The sequence below is a fragment of the Vibrio sp. 970 genome, from assembly GCF_033339075.1.
The window spans coordinates 33,229-51,243 of sequence record NZ_JAWOTW010000008.1 but is presented as its reverse complement, the minus strand read 5'-3'; the positions used below and the strand labels follow the sequence as shown (position 1 = coordinate 51,243).

The window sequence follows — 18,015 nt, the reverse complement described above, 5'->3', positions numbered from 1 at the left end:
AATTTGCTGGCTTTTTTTGTGCGGTTTTTATGACGCTCGAGACAAAAAAATGACACATGAAAGTTCATATTTTACAAAGAGTTAATGTGCTATTTTGTTTTTTAAAAATTAGTGAATAGTCGTAAAAAAGTGTGTAATATTCATGCACCTTAACTGTTCTCCCAACTCAAAAAACTATAAATATGAAATTATCATTAAAACAAAAGCTTATAGGCGCAAGCCTTTCTGCTGTTGTTGTGATGGCAACAGCACTTACTTGGTTGTCGGCTGGTCAATTATTTGATCAGACTCGTTCAGGTGTCTATTCACGTGCGCAAAGTCTTAGTACTACTGCGTCAGAGGGAATTTCTGATTGGGTCAATATCCGTAAAGATATTGCCACTGCGTTCAACGACTACTCGACCGAGCAAGACGTTGTTCCTTTCCTACAACAAGCTCGCAAGGCTGGTGGCTTCGATGACATCTTCCTTGGTACACCAAACGGTGATATGTACCGCTCTCATCCGGAGCGTAACCGTGCTGATTATGACCCTCGCACACGTCCTTGGTACAAGGATGCTGATGCCGCGGGTAAGCAAATCATCACAGCCGCATATCAAGACGCAATCACGAATGCACTACTTGTGACCATTGCTGAGCCAGTAATGAAAAATGGTCAGTTTGTTGGTGTTGTTGGTGCGGACGTACTGATCGATCAGCTTATCAGCGATGTGATTAACTTAGATGCAGGTGAAAACGCGCATGCGATGCTAATCGACATGAATGAAGGCACCTTCTTAGCGCATCCAGATAAAAGCTTGACGCTTAAGCCTATCACCAGTGTTCTAAAAGATTTTTCAGAAGAGGCAATTGAGCGCGCCGCCGATGAAGGTCGTATCGAAGATACGGTAATCAAAGGAAAAGAGAAGCTTTACTACTTCAATAAAGTTCCTGGTACGCATTGGATGTTTGCGATTGAAATGGATCGCGCAACAGAAGAAGCAGGTCATGCGGTATTGCTACGAGATCTATTGTTTACTGCTGTGGCGATCACGATTGTGGTTATTCTTGCAGTTTCTTGGCTAGTTGGTTTCTTGTTCCGTGACTTGAACCGCGTATCAAATGCACTGGAAGAAATTGCATCTGGTGAAGGTGACTTAACGCAACGCCTAGAACCACGCAGTGATGATGAAGTAGGTAAACTGGCGGAAAACTTCAACCGTTTTGTTGGCAACATGCACACAATGGTTACTAAGCTTAGCCACGTATCTTCTGCGCTTTCAGAGCAAGCACGCACGACAGCACAGCAAGCTGAGGAGCGTAGTCAGCGTATCTCTTACCAGCAAGATGAAATCAACATGGTGGCGACGGCCGTGAACGAAATGGCAGCAGCGACACAAGAAATTGCAGGTAATGCTGATAGCACGGCAAGTAACTCAGAAGAAGCGGTTCAAGCTTGTTCACACGGTTCAAGCCAAGTAACTCAAACGCAAGGCTCTATTCAGAACTTAGCGCAAGAAGTTCAAGTTGCTACTGATGTGATTCAAGAGCTAGAAGCACACGGAAATAGCATCAATACGATTCTATCAACGATTCAAGGCATTGCAGAGCAAACGAACCTACTTGCACTTAACGCGGCGATCGAAGCGGCACGTGCAGGTGAGCAAGGCCGTGGTTTTGCTGTGGTTGCAGATGAAGTCCGCGTATTGAGCCAACGTACTCATGCTTCAACGCAAGAGATTCAAGAAACTATCGAGATGCTACAAGGCACAACGGCCAAAGCGGTCGGTATTATGGGTGACAGTCGTCGTCTAGCTGATACCAGTGTTGATGATGCCAATGCGGCTGCAGCGAGCTTGACGCAAATCCACACTGCTGTTGAGCGTATCAGTGATATGGCAACGCAGATTGCTTCAGCAGCAGAAGAGCAAGCATCGGTAACCACTGAGATCACTCGTAACACTGAAGGTATTCGTGACGTGTCTAACGAGTTGTCAGTCGAAGCTCATCAAGCAGCAGAACAAGCTGCTCACCTGTCTGAGCTATCACACGAACTTGAACAAGAGATTCAACGCTTTAAGCTGTAATCTTGTCTCAACCTAAGTAAAAAGGAGCCATCTGGCTCCTTTTTTGATCGCTATTAAGCGTGAAATACATTACAGCCAGAACTCACTGATGGGTTGCTCTTCACTGTAATGATGGGCGATTTGCGCTTGCAGCAGCTCTGCGGTAGCAATTGCGTCGGTTAATGCATGGTGAGGCGTATAGTCTGGCAGCCCATAACGGCGTCGAGATTGCGCTAGCCTAACCGATTCTGGTTTTTTCCCTTTTAGACGCTCCCAGAGAGAGCCTGAACGTTTCTGTTGAATCGTTTCTTCAAGGTGCAGCGTATCTAAAACAGGAAACTCAATACCTTCCCCTAAACGGCTTTTGAGCGCTTTATCCAGAAACTCTCTCTCGATACGACGGTAATGAACAACAATGATTTTCCCGCTTAAGCATGGTAGCAGCTCGCTTAAGATATCGCCTAAGTCAGGCGCATCGATCAATTCGCTGTGAGTAATACCGTGTATAATGACTGAGTCTTCATCGAGTGCACGCTGTGGACGTACCTTCCAATGACGCGAGTTACGTAGGAAAATTCGCTTCAGGTTAAACGACACCAAACCAATAGTAATGATGTCATGTTTTTCAGGATTCAAACCCGTCGTTTCGAAATCTAACGCCACGAACTCCACCTCAGATAACGGTGTTTCTGGAGCAGGCGGCTTGTTGCTATAGAACGCAATTAAATTCTCATCCTTCGCCATCTCCAGCTTTTGTTCAAACTTCGTTGGCCACTGAATGGTTGGCTTCTGAAAGAGCTTTTTAATCATGCTAAACCTCACTTAAAGCTCTTGTTCGCTTGGTAGCGGAACTTAAGGAAATTTTGACCATTGCTTAGGATCTGGAATGCATCCTTTAGGTTGCGACGTTCAAACTCAGAGAGGTTTTCCGGTTCGATATTGTTATCAGGCTCAATGCCTAGTTCCACATCCGTCGCTTGGTGACGAATACGTACCATGGAAATAAATTCTAACGCGTCTTTTAAGTCTTGTGCTCGACCTTTTGGCAAAATGCCAGCATCAATAATGTCGTCAAGACGCTCAAACGAGTTCTGTGCACGTGAACCAACCGCCAGAGAGTGAACACGAATTAAGTCGACCAGAGGAGCAGTACCGCGACGTTTGAGGTTGATGGAGTTGTTGTGTCTGCCATCTTTTTCCATCACGAAGTCTTTAAAGAAGCCCAGAGGTGGTGTTCTGTTTAGTGCGTTACGAGCCAAACACGCTAAGAAGCGGTTGTTCTTTCGAGCGCGACGAACAATAAAGCTAGTTAACTGTTCTGCCCATTTTAAGCGGCCATAGACGCCATCCAAGTCGAAAAAGATGGAGGCGTTGAGTAGTGCTTTCGGGTTCGGGTTATCAATCCAGTCAGCAAAACACTCTTCCCACTCTGAACGAGTCATGCGCCATAGTGGGTTGGTTGCCATAATATCACCTGTGCAATATTTGTAGCCACAGGCATCTAACCCATCGCTGACGTATTTTGCTAGGGCTTCGAAGTATTTACCATGTTTCTCTTCTTGATAAGTCTCATCTAGAATGATGGCGTTATCTTGGTCAGTCACCAACAGTTGCTCATCTCGCCCCATTGAGCCAAGTGCAAGGAAACAATAAGGAATTGGCGGTGGACCAAGCTCTTCTTCTGCCATTTCTAGCAGACGCTGTTTGAAGCTTCGGCCAATGACCGACATCGCGCTACCCACCATGTGAGAGTTGGCATCTTCATTGACCAGACGCACGAAGCTGCTTTTCACTTCTTCGGCAACAACTGCTAAATCTTCGATAGTCTGTTGTTGGAAAATACTACTCACCAACAACAACGAATTCTGAGATTCATAACGAACAATGTCGGTTGTTTCGATAATACCGATTGGTAATTGGTTTTTTACCACTGGTAGGTGATGTACGTTGTAACGCAGCATCGTTAACATTGCTTCATAGATGTAAGCGTTGTGGTCAAGAGACATGACCTCCGTGGTCATCACACTGGACACATCGTCCTGTGGGGACAAACCTTCAGCTAACACACGGGTACACAAGTCACGGTCAGTAATGATACCAAGTACTGGGGACTGTGGATCGTCTTCGTCACGAACGAAATCTGGGTCGACGATAAGTAAAGCCGATACGTTGTCATTCGCCATTTGCTGCGCGGCTTGCTGGATTGTCTGACCACGATCAATCGTATGAGCATCGCCAGTCAGCAAGGTTTTCACTTTCGACGTCGTCAGGTCATTGGCGTCTTTGTTTTCTGAAATGGCTTGGCGTAAACGAGCGCTATTTTCAACTTCAACAAAATCCGCAAAGGAATCAAAGTTATCGTAAATTTCTTGGAAAATGTCACCAGGAATACAGTAGAGCAGGGTATCCTCAATGGCTTTTACCGGAAAGCGGACTTTGTTATTGGTGAGCATGCCCATCTGGCCAAATAGGTCACCTTCGTCAAGGCGATTATACAGCTCACCTTTGCGTCGATAAACTTCAACAACACCGCTTCGCACCACGTATAAATCTTGGATATAGTCTCCAAAATGGATGATGGGGGTATCTTCTCGGTAGTACGAGATTTCGACACTCTCTGTCACCTTGTTTAGTGTTTCTTCAGGGAGTTCATTGAACGGGGGATACTTGGCGAGAAAGTTGTAAATCTCGAGAAGTTCTGCATCCATCGAAGGCGCCTTTTAGTTCGCAAATAATAAAGTAATCTTAACTTAGTTTTAAAACAGAGTCTTATCTGAACCGCGATTTTCGTGCTCAGTCATAAGATTCTGACATATCGCACGATAAGGGAGCTTCATTTTTACTACTATATGGTCACCTCAATTGAAAAAGACGTCGTCGATATGTTTTCTTCGTGATGACTGATTAGATCTTTGGCTGTTTCAGATCGTTATCACGTCTTTAGATTAAGCTATTCTTCTTGAGCCAAGTAGCTCAGGCGATGGAATACAGTGTTTAGATAATTCTCATGAAAGGAAGTCGAATGGTGAGAAATTTATTGCTTGTTTCTTTAGCTGCTTTGCCGGCGATATCAAGCGCAGCGGTCATGGACCAAGCAGAAAAATTTGGGTACGAACACATTCATTTGGATGTTGGTGCCGGAACGACAAACGAAGAATGGTTAGATAACTCTAATGCGACCACAGTTGGACTCGGTGGTAACTATTTGTTTACTGAGAACTGGTTGTTTAATGTTGATTACTCAGCGCAGTTTTTCCATCCGGATGATTTTACTCTTCGCATTGACCGCCTTTTGTTTGGTGGTGGTTACCGTTATGGAGTTACAGAGCAATTCGATATCTACGGGCTATATGGAATAGGCGCAATCAAAGCGAAAGCGACGGACGACAAAACGGATAATACGTTGTCTTCCGATAGCGAATTGATTCAAGCTGTAACTGTTGGGGTGAATTACTTGCTCAGTGAAAAGCTTATTGCGACAGCTGAAGTGGAGTTGAACCGTAGTGATATCGTTGATGAGAACAATTTTAAGATCGGTCTTAACTACCAATGGCATAAAGTCATCGGCACTGGTCTTTTTTATCAGTTTAGAGATACTGATTACAGCGGTGAAAGCTCAGATTACGTCAATGAAGTAGGGCTGAGTTTGAAGTTTGTCTACTAGATCGGACGGGTTCGTTTTTGGCGTTAAGTTAAAACAAAAAAGGTCAGCTTATGCTGACCTTTCCTTTTAATAAAGTATGCGACAGTCGATTATAAAACCGCTGCAATGCCTTTACATAGAGGGCCCATATTTGACTTCGTCATACCAGCAACACTGATTCGGCCAGAACCGACAATGTAAATACCGAACTCTTCTTTAAGGCGGTTAACTTGCTCTTTAGAAAGACCAGAGAAAGAGAACATACCATTTTGACGTTCGATGAAACTAAAGTCTGCGTCCACACCCTCTGCTTTTAGTGTCGCTACAAACAGTTCACGCATTTCTTGAATGCGGTCACGCATTTCTGCTACTTCAGCTTCCCATTCCGCACGCATTTCGGCGTTGCCAAGAATGTGAGTCACGACAGCGCTGCCGTGTGCAGGTGGGTTAGAGTAGATAGAGCGAATAATGGCTTTAACTTGAGAAAAAGCGGTTGTTGCGACTTCTTCTGACTCAGCTACTAACGTGAAGGCACCTACGCGTTCATTGTATAGGCCAAAGTTTTTCGAGAAAGAGCTCGCGACTAGGATTTCTTTGTTGTATTTAGCAAAAGTACGAAGACCTGCAGCATCTTCTTCCACACCTTTAGCAAAGCCTTGGTAGGCGAAGTCGAACAGAGGAAGCAATTTCTTCTCTGCGACAAGTTTCGCCAATGTTTCCCATTCTTCAGCCGTAGGATCGATCCCTGTAGGGTTGTGACAGCAGCCGTGTAGAAGCACGATGTCGCCTTCAGATGCAGATTGCAGATCATTTAGCATCGCATCGAAGTCTTTGTCTTTTGTTTCAGCATTGTAGTAGCTGTATTGTGCCGTTTCGATACCAGCAGCAGTAAATACGCCGTTGTGGTTCGCCCATGTTGGGTTGCTGATCCAGATCTTTACATCGCCTAGTTGACGTTTAATAAACTCGCCGGCAACACGTAGTGCACCAGTACCACCCGGAGCTTGAGCTGTTTTAGCGCGTTTTTCGTTTACAATTTCTGCATCAGAGCCGAAAAGCAGTTTTTGTACTGCAATGCCGTACTCTGCTGTGCCTTCGATGGTTAGGTAAGATTTGGTTTTTTCAGTTTCAACAAGTGCTGCTTCAGCTTTCTTTACTGTCGCAAGAACGGGAGTTTCGCCTTGCTCGTTTTTGTAAATACCTACGCCAAGGTTAATTTTGTCTGCGCGAGCATCTTTTTTAAACTCTTCAGTAAGGCCAAGAATAGGGTCAGCCGGAGCGGCAACTACTTTTTCAAACATAATCTTCATCCATGTTAATCGAAGGGGTGTGCTAACATTTATACCTTTCAGCAATATTGGTTACAACCGTTACTGAAAAGAAAACCTAAAAAAGTTGCGATTTGAAACAGAATTCTAACATAACTAAAGTTTTTGCCATGAAAACGTTTGGTAGGCACAGAGTTTGAAGGGCATTTATGCCATGGTTGGAGAAGTTTTGCACACATCCCAATCGTTTCAATTCAGTGCTTTGCGTTAACACGTTTATAATTGTCTAGTGAGGATTTGTTGAGACAAAAACGCCCCACCAAAGGTGGAGCGTTTACTGTTAGAAGTATGGATATCGGTTGGGGTTATTTCTTCAGATTGATTTCCGACTCAACCGCATTGGTTTCGATGTCAGGGTTAGAAGAAAGCTTTTCAGTCGCCCAGTCATTCATATGCTTTAAGATCGCTTTTAACGCGTGCTTTTCGGTTGGTACTTCTGTCTTTTCAACTTCAAGTTTTTGCTTCGGATGCGTACCCGTCGCATCTTCCGCAACGTGTAACCAATCTGGGTGCCAGTAATAAGGTTGGCCGGAAGGAGAGCTCCAAGAATGTACGCCGTTGGATTCACCTTTGTATTTAATATCTTCTTCGTTGTATTTCGCCATTATTGTTTTCTCTCATAATCCATGAGTTGAGGTGTGCATCACCATTAATATTTAAATGTAACAGATGTAATGAAAATTAATGTGATAACAATCGACTTATTTTGCCCTTTGAACGCTATAGAAGATGCGTACTTCTCATTCAGAAGAATTTACTATTTGGCAGGTTTTAGCTTTATTTGTGTTTAAAGCATACAACGATGGATTCGCCTACCTAATGCTATTCTTGAACGGTGATAGAGCCTAAACTACTCGTCATTCAAGTGTTTGAGAATCGCCGCTTTTGCATGCTCTTCTGTCGCTGTTTCTCCATCAGGGAGTTCAAGGTCAGCCTTTTTGTGTTCACCCAAAGCATCTTCAGCGATATGCAGCCAATCAGGATGCCAATAATAAGGGGTGGTACTGCCAGGATGGTCCCAACTATGTACACCTTTATGTTTTCCGTGATACGAGAGATCGTCCATTGTAAAAACTTTCATCGCTTCCTCCTGATTTAAAGACCGTAGCTCGAAGTGAGTTTAACGAACTCAGTCCAACGTAAAACCTTGGCTTTTAGGTATTGCAAAGATGTGAGGCAATATGTGTGTAACGGTCAAAGTATGGGATATAAACGCTCACTTCGTGGCTGAAATATCTATTATAAGCTTGATAAATTACGTTGCTAAATTGAATACTCCCATATCAGAATGCTGGCGCGAAGTATGCTATGGTGCGGCTGTAAGTGAAATGAGGGAAACATGAACCGATACCGTCAACTGGCTGAGCTGTTCAAAACGCAGATTCAGCAAAATACTTGGAGAGCAGGGGAAAAGCTGCCATCAGTGCGTGTAACAAGCCGAAACCATTCTGTCAGCGCAGGTACGGTATTACAAGCTTATCAGCTGCTCGAAGCACAAGGTTGGGTCGCAGCGAAACCTCAGTCTGGATACTTTGTGACTGCGGAGTTGGACCGCTTCGAACCGAGTTCTCCAGCCACTTCCGTTTATCGCTCCAGCATCAACGATGAACTTTACGACTACCTCAAAAATCAGGCCTCATCGAATGCGGTGAAGTTTGGCTCCGCGTTTCCAGACCCAGCATTGTTCCCATTAGAAGCGCTAAACCGCAACCTAGCCAGCTCAGGCAGGAAGATGGGGGCAGAGACGTTATTGGATAACTTGCCGCCGGGCTGTGAGTCTCTACGCCGTTTGATTGCTCAACGGTACATCCAACAAGGTATGGTGTTTACCCATGATGATATTGTCGTTACTTCTGGCGCATTAGAAGCATTGAATTTGAGCCTTCAGGCCGTGACCCAGCCTGGAGATACTGTTGTAGTTGAATCACCGACGTTTTATGGCGCACTTCAAGCGATTGAACGTTTAGGTCTAAAGGCGATAGAAATAACGGTGGATCCGTTAACTGGACATTCAGTGGATCAAATTGAAGCGACTTTTGCCGGCAATGAGGTTCGCGCATGTTGGTTAATGACTAACTTTCACAATCCAACAGGAACCTTATTAAGTGACGGGCAGAAGCAACGTATCGTCGAACTGGCTGACAAATACGATGTGTACTTGATCGAAGATGATGTGTATTCAGAGCTTTATTTTTCTGAAAAAAAGCCAAGCTCACTTAAAGCTTTTGATACACAAGAGCGCGTGTTGCATTGTGGATCATTTTCAAAAAGCCTTTGCCCTGGCTATAGGCTGGGCTGGGTGGTAAACAAACGCTTCAATGAGCAACTTCAAAAGCTGCAACTTATCTCGACGTTGTCAGGCAGTGCACCAATCCAGCAGGGTATCGCGCATTACTTGCAAAACGATAGTTATGATAGCCATCTTAGAAAACTGCGAAAGAATCTTGAGCAGCGGCAATTGGCGTTTATTGAACTGGTTGATAAGTACTTTCCCCAATCGATTCGTTACACGCAACCGGAAGGCGGCTATTTTCTTTGGATAGAACTGCCGAACACAAAGTGCGGAAAAGCGATTTATCAGAAGTTATTGGAAGCGAACATCACTGTAGCATTTGGTCAGTTGTTTTCTATCGCTCCAAATTATGAGAACTACCTGAGGCTTAATACATCGTTACCTGTAAATGATGAATTAGAACAAGCCGTGAAGACGGTCGGAGAATTACTTCATTAGCCAACTGTTTACCTGTTTTTTGCTCAAACTGTATCAGTGGACGATACCGAAGCTGTGTTTCAATCATGGGCAGACAACCATTTAGGTTAGGAGCCGTAATGAAAAAGCAGTTGGTAAAGCATGAACTTAGGTTGATGGGTGTTGCTATTTTTAGCGCATTTTTGTTGGTGTTTGCACACTTGATATTGGCGAAATCTTTCTCTCATATGGTTTGGACGGAATACACTGCTGCCGTTATCCCATTTGTGATGTTTGGCTTGTGTGTGGTTGGAGTAAAATACGCAGCGCGAGCAGATGAGGATGACGACGAAAATAACAACTAGAGTGCATACACCGGTTGCTAGAAAATCATTCGTACAAATAAAAGACCTCCACATGGGAGGTCTTTTTAATTCGATATCACTAAAAAGTGATTAGAAGTTCGCAGAGCGAGGAGTACGTGGGAATGGGATCACGTCACGAACGTTGCCCATACCAGTGACGTAAGATACTAGGCGCTCAAAGCCTAGACCGAAGCCTGCGTGTGGCACTGTACCGTATTTACGTAGGTCGCGGTACCAGCTCATGTGTTCAGGATCGATACCCACTTCACGCATACGTGCATCTAGAATGTCTAGGCGCTCTTCACGCTGAGAACCACCGATGATTTCGCCGATGCCCGGTGCTAGAACGTCCATCGCTGCAACTGTTTTACCGTCATCGTTAGCACGCATGTAGAATGCTTTAATGTCTTTCGGGTAGTTCTTAACGATTACAGGTGCTTTAAAGTGTTCTTCAGCAAGGAAACGCTCGTGCTCAGAAGACATATCGATACCCCATTCAACTGGGAACTCGAACTCACGACCTGAATCAAGAAGGATCTGGATTGCGTCAGTGTAGTCAACTTGCGCGAAGTCAGAAGAAACGAACTGCTCTAGACGAGTGATTGCTTCTTTATCGATGCGTTGAGCGAAGAACTCAAGGTCATCACGACACTCTGCAAGCACCGCTTTAAACACGTACTTGAGCATGTCTTCAGCCAGTTTCGCTACATCATCCAGTTCTGCGAACGCAACTTCAGGCTCAACCATCCAGAATTCTGCTAGGTGGCGGCTTGTGTTTGAGTTTTCAGCACGGAAAGTAGGGCCGAAAGTGTAAACTTTGCTTAGTGCACAAGCGTAAGCTTCTGCGTTTAGCTGACCAGATACTGTTAGGAACGTCTCTTTACCGAAGAAGTCTTCGTTGTAGTCCACTTTACCAGCGTCAGTGCGAGGAAGGTTTTCCATGTCTAGCGTAGATACGCGGAACATTTCACCAGCGCCTTCAGCATCTGAAGCCGTGATCAACGGCGCAGATACCCAGAAGTAACCTTGCTCGTGGTAGAAGCGGTGGATTGCTTGAGATAGGCAGTTACGTACACGTGCTACTGCACCGATTACGTTTGTGCGCGGACGTAGGTGCGCAACTTCACGTAGGTACTCGATTGAGTGACGAGTTTTTGCCATTGGGTAAGTTTCAGCATCTTCAACCCAACCAACCACTTTAACGTCAGTGGCAGCAAGTTCGAAGTCTTGACCCTTTGCAGGAGATTCAACAATCTTACCAGTTACTTCAACAGAGCAGCCAGTCGTTAGCTTTAATACTTCCTCTTCGTAATTATTAAGATTATTTGGGACCACGGCCTGAATCGGGTCGAAACAAGAGCCGTCATATATGGCAAGGAAAGAGATTCCAGCTTTGGAATCACGACGTGAACGGATCCAGCCACGAACAGTCACTTCGCTGTCTACTGCTAGCTGACCTTTCAATACGTCTGATACAGGCGCGTAAGTCATGTTTTCAATATTCTCCATTGAGGTAAAAATTCAACTCAACGCTTACTTAAAGTACTTGTCTAATAACATTTTTGTTCAAAAAACAAGCTAAGCGCTGAGTTGGGTAGCATTTTACAGATTCAACGAGACATATTACCTGTCAATTCGCTCGCATCAACCTTTATATTCGTTTTGATGGGGAGAATCTCTCTATTTATTCACTCTTTGGTGCTCTGAAAGTGTGAATTGGTTTAGTAATTGCTCTAAACGTTCGGATAGATGCTCTAAATCAACACTAATATCACGCGTGTGTGATGCTGATTGCGATGTGTCGTTAGCATGCAGTGTGATCACATCTATTTTAGATTGAATATGCTGACTTACATCAGATGTGGTTTGCGTCTGGTTTTGGATATCTTCTGCATGTCTGAGCACTTGGCGCATTTCGTCAACAACGTTATGCATTGTGGCTGATAGTGCCTCGACATCGACAGAGCGTTGATGAGCAAACTGGCAGACGGTATCAACAGAAGTTAATGACTCTTCACTTCCTTGCTGGAATTGAGAAATGATATGTTCAATATTACCAGTGGCTTCAGCCGTCCTAGAAGCCAGGTTACGCACTTCTTCCGCGACGACCGCAAAACCGCGTCCTTGCTCTCCGGCTCGGGCGGCTTCAATAGCAGCATTCAACGCGAGCAGATTGGTTTGTTCTGCAATACCCTTAATAACCACAAGAATGGACGACACTTCTTCGGTTCTTTGGTTTAGAGAGCTGATTTTTTCCCGTACGGTATCAATGTTACTTACTAGTTGTTTGATGTCTTCACTTACATTGTGTGCTTGGCTTGCACTATGAGTGGCGACATCAACGGTGTGATTGACCAAAACAGTAGCGTTGTTAGTCGAGTCCTCAACAGCAGTTTGTTGCTGCAGCATATCGGTGATATTGCTTTGTACTTCGCTGGTCTCTAGCTGTTGGTTATTGGCCGCTTTATCTGTGGACTGCGCGACAGCAGTTAGTTTACTCGCGGAGTCGGCAAGTGAGTGAGAGGTGTCTTGCACACGTTCTAAGCTTTCGGAGACCGTGTCCATGAATGAATTGATGGCTGTAGAAAGTTGGCCCACTTCATCCTGTTGGTGATGCATCAGTCGTTGAGATAGATCTTTACTATGGCTCACATTCGACATGAATTTCGACGTTCTTTGAATTGGTCGTACAATGATTTTTTGAATCAAACTCATCGTTATGATGAAGCCCACAAATGCGATTACGGCCATTATTCCCATCGCAAACATTGCCTGTTTACTGATCATTGAATTGACATGATTCATGTTGTATTCCAAGCGAATCGCGCCCAACACTTCTCCTGCTGGTGCAACGTGGCAAGAAACGCAGTTGGTGCCACGGTAATTTTCGCTCGATTTCATTGGTAGCGCGACTACTAACCCTTTGCCCCAATCGGCTGAGATTGGTTCAATCACCAGTTCACCATTCAACGCTCGTTGATCAATATCATCGACAGGCTGCTGGTTTTGTTGCCCAGGTCCGTAAAGTTTGGTCACAGTATCAGCTCGCAACACGCGAACTGCTTCAATGCCTTCTTGGGCCAGGGATTTTTGACGTAAGGTCTCTTTTTGCGACATGGTGCCCGTAAGCATCATCATATTTAGGCTATCGAAATAATTACTAGCCTTATCATGGAGTTGTTCACTAAGAACATCATTGATTAAGGTTTTTTGTTGATGGTATTGGTAAGCCGTAGAGGCAGCTAGGACGCAGCTGAAGACAGCAATTAACGCCAGTAAGAGCTTAAAAGTGATAGTTGAGCGCATAAATTTATAAGTGTAATTGGAACGAACTGCACAATATTAATGTGCACAAATGCGCACTGCGAACAACGAAATGAATGATTGTGACCCCACACATGTTGGGGATATGTAATTGTGATGTGAGTGCTGTGTAATCAAATGTTTGGCGCGTGACAGAAATACGGCGCTTTGGTGTGAGTGATAGCAAAGAGGCCGGGAACTAGCGGAAGTTTTTGCTACGCTTGTATGGGGTAACGCTTGTCTCTTGGCAGCGAATTCCTTAGTATTGCCTGTCTTTTTAAAGCCTGAGAATCAAGATGAAAACAGAATTATACAAAGAGTTTATGTTCGAAGCAGCACACCATTTGCCACACGTACCAGAAGGTCACAAGTGTGGTCGTTTGCACGGACACTCTTTCCTTGTTCGTCTTTATGTAGAAGGTGAAGTTGATCCACATACAGGTTGGGTAGTGGATTTTGCAGAGATCAAAGCTGCGTTTAAACCAATTTACAATCGCTTAGACCATTACTACCTAAACGACATTGAAGGGTTAGAGAACCCGACTAGCGAAGTGTTAGCAAAATGGATTTGGCAGCAGCTTAAGCCAAGCTTACCACTGCTAAGTAAAGTAGAAATCAAAGAAACGTGCACAGCGGGTTGTATTTACAAAGGCGAATAAGTCACTTTCTATTGAGCATTAAACAAAGGCAAGCGAGAAGCTTGCCTTTGTTGTATCTGAATGGCCCAATTTTGATTATGCTTCACCAGTTAGCTTAATGGGTGTCGTAGAATCCATTCTTTTTCATTATCACCCAATGTTGTTTCCTCTGTATTAATGAATCCGCACGCATCAAAAAAACTGATAGCGTATTGCTGACTTTGTGGAACAGTGGCGCAAAGAGAGGTGCTTTTAGGGTTAATGGTATACGCATAAAGGAACAGTTTACGCAATGCCTCACTCCCAACCCCTTGACGTTGGAAACGTTGATCAATCATCAAGTACTTAAGCTCCAGTTCGTATCGTTTAGCAAACGGCGCATGTTGGGAGAAACCTTTATCGATAACAAGATAGCCTACTAATAGATCATCAGAATAAATCGTAAAGAACGCCTCTGACTTACTACGTTTTTGATAAGCCATTTCAAACGGTGTAAAAAATCCTTTTTGCTCTTCTTGCACATCCAATTGCATCAAACTTGAAAAATCTTTCAGTTTGGTGGGTTTAATCGCAATCATCGCTCAATCACAAATTGGCGGCATACCTTTATGCCACCACGAGTTTTTATAGAGTATTAGATCTATTTTAAGTAACTAACCGAGTGAAGAAAAGCTAGCAATGAAGAGGGTAATAATAACCTTGGTGAATATAGGCGCCCAATGTTGTGAGTAAGTGAGCACTGTCTGCCGTTTCTACGCCTTCAACAATGACCGTGCAGCGATACGTATTGCCCATAGCAATTAACTGACGCAAGGTTTCTATCTTTTTATCATCAGATTTTAGGCCAATAACAAATTCTCGGTCGATTTTGAGGTAGTCCGGATTCAGCTTGCTGATAAGCGCCACATTATTATTGCCGGTGCCAAAGTCATCAATACTGATTTTACAATCCAGAGCTTTTAGTTTCGCGACATTGTCATAAATCTCAGAGGTATAGTACATCGATGCATTTTCTGTGATTTCGATTGTCAGCAAACGGCAATCCCGATTAGATAGCTCTCTATATAGGATTGAAAAGTTACGCCCTCGCAGCAAAGAAGGACAAACGTTAATGCTGATAGGGATGGGCAACGCTTTTTGTTTGGTGTAGATGGAATCAATCACCAGTAAGGTATGAGTTAGCAGCAATCCATTGCGGATCAGTGTTTCAATAAACCGTTGCGTATTTTTTACCTTAAACCGGGAGAGGGCTTCGTAGTGCACAATCTTTTGTGCCGAAGTGTTATAAATCGGCTCCAGTTTTATTTTGAACTGTCGAATTGCGCACAAGTAAGCCATAAAGGCTTGTAGGGAGCGGTGACGCAGTATAATGAGAAAAAGTAAGCTCAGTAGAATGATACTTTGAAACGGCCCAGAGATGTAATACACCTCTTTATAGCCACTATTCTTTACGTGATAATTGAAAAAGCGTTCATTGGTGTTACCAATCTCTAACGACGTTCCGGTATTCGTTGATAGCTTCATACCGGAAAGAAAAAAACGTGAAATATGATTTTCAACATTGTCGGATAAGTTAATGTTTTTAACACGAACCAAAACAGTTGCGTTATTTAAGTCAAATGATTGGGTAGTGTAATTGCTATTGTTACTCCACTCTTCAAACGCTTTTTTGCTGACAGGGACAACGGTTTCTGGAGTGACTAAGCATCGAATATTGAAACGATCTAGCATCATGCTCGACTCCACCAACTTCACATTATCAAATAGTGACTTCAGTTCGCTTTCATTAGCAAAGCAACTCCTGCGGGAAAGGTTCTCTGCAATTTCGAAGGCGTTATCCAGATAATTATGTTTAACGATGCTGTTTATCGCGTAGTAACAGATAGCAAAGAAAATGATCGCAGTGATCAACACAACCCACATTGCTTCTGAATAGATCTTTTTATTACGCAGGCAAATACGAAGCGCTTTGCGAAGACTATTGGTTGTGTATTGATTGATCTTCTGTTGATGTTCGATGCCATTCTGATGGTTATTTTGCATAGTAAAAGGAATGAAGTATCCGGTCCGGTGAATGTTTTCGATAATGTTTTTGTTAGTGGTTAAATGTTCTTCCGTGAGCTTGCGAAATTTCTTTCTTAGAGCGGCCACCGCGTTTTTAAAGCCATTTTCAGGCAGTGTCATTTTGTATTGTTGAGTGATTTTGCTTTCTATTAACCGCTGACTAATCGGCGTATTTAAACTGCCGTATGTGGCGATAGTTGACAGAATGGCGTACTCATTTGGGTTGACAGGAATGGAGTGGTGGAGTGACTGATTGAGCTCTAGAGATATTTCGTTTTCGGACAAGCAAACGCAGATTTGGTTTCCAATTTCAAACCTAATCATGTGTTGATGTGCTCCAAGTTTAATTTTTGGCTACGTTATCAATAAAGCTAGGGAAGAGATGTGATTTTTTACTGAGATATCCATAATATTTGGATATATTCAACGTTTTAGGTTTTTTTTTACTTGTCCTGATAACGTATTCTCCTAGGTTTTTGGGGTATAAAAAAACCCGAGCATAAACTCGGGTTTTGATTGGTATTCAGAAAGTCGTATTAGCAAATCACTTTGATTGCTAGACCACCTTGAGATGTTTCGCGGTATTTCGCGTTCATGTCTTTACCTGTTTCTAGCATGGTTTCGATAACCTTATCTAGAGAAACAGTTGGAGCTGAAGAGCGACGTAGTGCCATGCGAGTTGAGTTGATTGCTTTTACTGCCGCAATACCGTTACGCTCGATACATGGAACCTGAACCTGACCTGCAACTGGGTCACACGTTAGACCTAAGTTGTGCTCCATCGCGATTTCTGCTGCCATACATACTTGCTCTGGGCTACCACCCATAAGCTCAGCAAGGCCTGCTGCTGCCATAGAACATGCCACGCCAACTTCACCCTGACAGCCAACCTCTGCACCAGAGATAGACGCGTTGCGCTTGTAAAGACCACCGATTGCGCCAGAAGCCGCAAAGTAACGGATGTAATCTTTTTCAGTCACAGTTTGGATGAACTTATCGTAGTAAGCCAGTACCGCAGGGATGATGCCACACGCACCGTTAGTTGGTGCTGTAACAACGCGGCCACCTGCTGCGTTCTCTTCGTTTACTGCGAAAGCAAACATGTTTACCCAATCAACAACAGACATTGGGTCGTTTGTCGTCTTTTCTGAAGTAAGTAGCTGCTGGCGAAGTGCTGCTGCACGACGAGGCACGCGTAGTGGACCAGGCAAAATACCTTCTTCATTCATACCGCGATCCATACACTCGCGCATTGTGCGCCAGATGTTCGCGAAATAAGTACGAGTTTCTTCATCTGAATGAAGCGCATGCTCATTCTTCATGGTTAGTGCGCTGATGGACAATCCACTTTCGTGGCATTGGTTAACCAGTTCCTCTGCCGTTGTAAACGGGTAAGGTACTTTTACTGGGTTCTCAGCTTCTTTACCGAAATTTTCTTCATCAACGATGAAACCACCGCCGATAGAGTAGTAAGTCTTTGAGTACACTTTTTCGTCTTCGATCCACGCGTGGATCTGCATGCCGTTTTCGTGTAGCTCTAGGTTTGTTTTGTGGAAGTTCATTCCACCTTCACGTGGGAACGATACTGTGTGACAGTGCATGCCAACAGGAAGGCGTTCAGTTTCTTCTACACGAGCGATAAAGCCCGGGATAGAATCGATATCAACTTTCTCAGGAGTGTTGCCTGCAAGACCCATGATGATAGCAATATCTGTGTGGTGACCTTTCCCTGTCAGTGATAGTGATCCATAAACGTCAACGGTGATTTTAGTGATGTCGCGCAGTTTTCCCATTGCACGAAGATCATCAATAAACTCTTTACCCGCTTTCATTGGGCCTACAGTGTGTGAGCTTGAAGGTCCAACACCGATTTTATAGATATCAAAAACACTAATCATATCGATTACCTCAGAAGAAAGCCTCCCAAGGGGAGTTGGGAG

The 18,015-nt window shown here is 44.0% G+C and carries 15 protein-coding genes; 5 read left to right on the top strand and 10 right to left on the bottom strand.

Annotated features, from left to right (window positions below):
• The first annotated feature begins 182 nt into the window (after positions 1 to 182).
• Positions 183 to 2,066: a methyl-accepting chemotaxis protein gene (locus R7Q11_RS13460; RefSeq protein WP_005376880.1), complete on the top strand. Its 1,884-nt coding sequence runs from the start codon at positions 183 to 185 to the stop codon at positions 2,064 to 2,066.
• Positions 2,067 to 2,135: 69 nt separating this feature from the next.
• Here the strand turns inward: R7Q11_RS13460 and R7Q11_RS13455 are convergent, their stop codons facing one another.
• Both R7Q11_RS13455 and R7Q11_RS13450 read right to left on the bottom strand, forming a co-directional pair.
• Complete coding sequence (locus R7Q11_RS13455) at positions 2,136 to 2,855, bottom strand: 3'-5' exonuclease (RefSeq protein ID WP_225466510.1); 720 nt, start codon at positions 2,853 to 2,855, stop codon at positions 2,136 to 2,138.
• 8 nt (positions 2,856 to 2,863) lie between these two features.
• Complete coding sequence (locus R7Q11_RS13450; protein WP_033905640.1) at positions 2,864 to 4,753, bottom strand: DUF294 nucleotidyltransferase-like domain-containing protein; 1,890 nt, start codon at positions 4,751 to 4,753, stop codon at positions 2,864 to 2,866.
• A gap of 314 nt (positions 4,754 to 5,067) precedes the next feature.
• Between R7Q11_RS13450 and R7Q11_RS13445 the strand changes: the two genes are divergently transcribed.
• Positions 5,068 to 5,709 carry an outer membrane beta-barrel protein gene (locus R7Q11_RS13445; protein ID WP_017820457.1) on the top strand — a complete coding sequence of 214 codons (642 nt, stop codon included), beginning with the start codon at positions 5,068 to 5,070 and terminating at the stop codon, positions 5,707 to 5,709.
• A gap of 89 nt (positions 5,710 to 5,798) precedes the next feature.
• On the opposite strand, the gene R7Q11_RS13440 is transcribed toward R7Q11_RS13445, so the two are convergent.
• From R7Q11_RS13440 to R7Q11_RS13430, 3 genes are all read right to left on the bottom strand, one after another.
• The gene (locus R7Q11_RS13440) at positions 5,799 to 6,989 is read right to left on the bottom strand and encodes an amino acid aminotransferase (protein WP_017636105.1); all 1,191 of its coding nucleotides are present in this window, start codon (positions 6,987 to 6,989) and stop codon (positions 5,799 to 5,801) included.
• Between the two features lie 332 nt (positions 6,990 to 7,321).
• Complete coding sequence (locus R7Q11_RS13435; RefSeq protein ID WP_005376885.1) at positions 7,322 to 7,621, bottom strand: hypothetical protein; 300 nt, start codon at positions 7,619 to 7,621, stop codon at positions 7,322 to 7,324.
• A gap of 245 nt (positions 7,622 to 7,866) precedes the next feature.
• A complete protein-coding gene (locus R7Q11_RS13430; protein WP_205461185.1) occupies positions 7,867 to 8,097 on the bottom strand; it encodes a hypothetical protein in 231 nt (76 codons plus the stop codon).
• 258 nt (positions 8,098 to 8,355) lie between these two features.
• Here R7Q11_RS13430 and R7Q11_RS13425 point away from each other — a divergent pair, with 258 nt between their 5' ends.
• On the top strand, positions 8,356 to 9,747 hold the full coding sequence (locus R7Q11_RS13425; protein WP_213965723.1) for a PLP-dependent aminotransferase family protein: 1,392 nt from the start codon (positions 8,356 to 8,358) through the stop codon (positions 9,745 to 9,747).
• A gap of 98 nt (positions 9,748 to 9,845) precedes the next feature.
• Positions 9,846 to 10,070: a hypothetical protein gene (locus tag R7Q11_RS13420; protein ID WP_017636102.1), complete on the top strand. Its 225-nt coding sequence runs from the start codon at positions 9,846 to 9,848 to the stop codon at positions 10,068 to 10,070.
• 90 nt (positions 10,071 to 10,160) lie between these two features.
• Here the strand turns inward: R7Q11_RS13420 and asnS are convergent, their stop codons facing one another.
• Entirely contained in the window at positions 10,161 to 11,561 is a 1,401-nt protein-coding gene (gene asnS, locus R7Q11_RS13415) for an asparagine--tRNA ligase (protein WP_025767293.1), read from the bottom strand.
• Positions 11,562 to 11,750: 189 nt separating this feature from the next.
• Positions 11,751 to 13,376, bottom strand: a complete 1,626-nt coding sequence (locus R7Q11_RS13410; RefSeq protein ID WP_205461187.1) for a methyl-accepting chemotaxis protein — start codon at positions 13,374 to 13,376, stop codon at positions 11,751 to 11,753.
• 293 nt (positions 13,377 to 13,669) lie between these two features.
• Here R7Q11_RS13410 and queD point away from each other — a divergent pair, with 293 nt between their 5' ends.
• Positions 13,670 to 14,032, top strand: a complete 363-nt coding sequence (queD, locus tag R7Q11_RS13405) for a 6-carboxytetrahydropterin synthase QueD (RefSeq protein ID WP_005376896.1) — start codon at positions 13,670 to 13,672, stop codon at positions 14,030 to 14,032.
• Positions 14,033 to 14,121: 89 nt separating this feature from the next.
• Here queD and R7Q11_RS13400 read toward each other — a convergent pair whose 3' ends face one another.
• The 3 genes from R7Q11_RS13400 to R7Q11_RS13390 all read right to left on the bottom strand — a co-directional run bounded on the left by R7Q11_RS13400 (position 14,122) and on the right by R7Q11_RS13390 (position 17,973).
• A complete protein-coding gene (locus tag R7Q11_RS13400) occupies positions 14,122 to 14,589 on the bottom strand; it encodes a GNAT family N-acetyltransferase (RefSeq protein ID WP_017636099.1) in 468 nt (155 codons plus the stop codon).
• Positions 14,590 to 14,683: 94 nt separating this feature from the next.
• Positions 14,684 to 16,399 carry an EAL domain-containing protein gene (locus R7Q11_RS13395; protein WP_042522777.1) on the bottom strand — a complete coding sequence of 572 codons (1,716 nt, stop codon included), beginning with the start codon at positions 16,397 to 16,399 and terminating at the stop codon, positions 14,684 to 14,686.
• Between the two features lie 212 nt (positions 16,400 to 16,611).
• A complete protein-coding gene (locus tag R7Q11_RS13390; protein WP_042522776.1) occupies positions 16,612 to 17,973 on the bottom strand; it encodes an L-serine ammonia-lyase in 1,362 nt (453 codons plus the stop codon).
• Between the last annotated feature and the right edge of the window lie 42 nt (positions 17,974 to 18,015).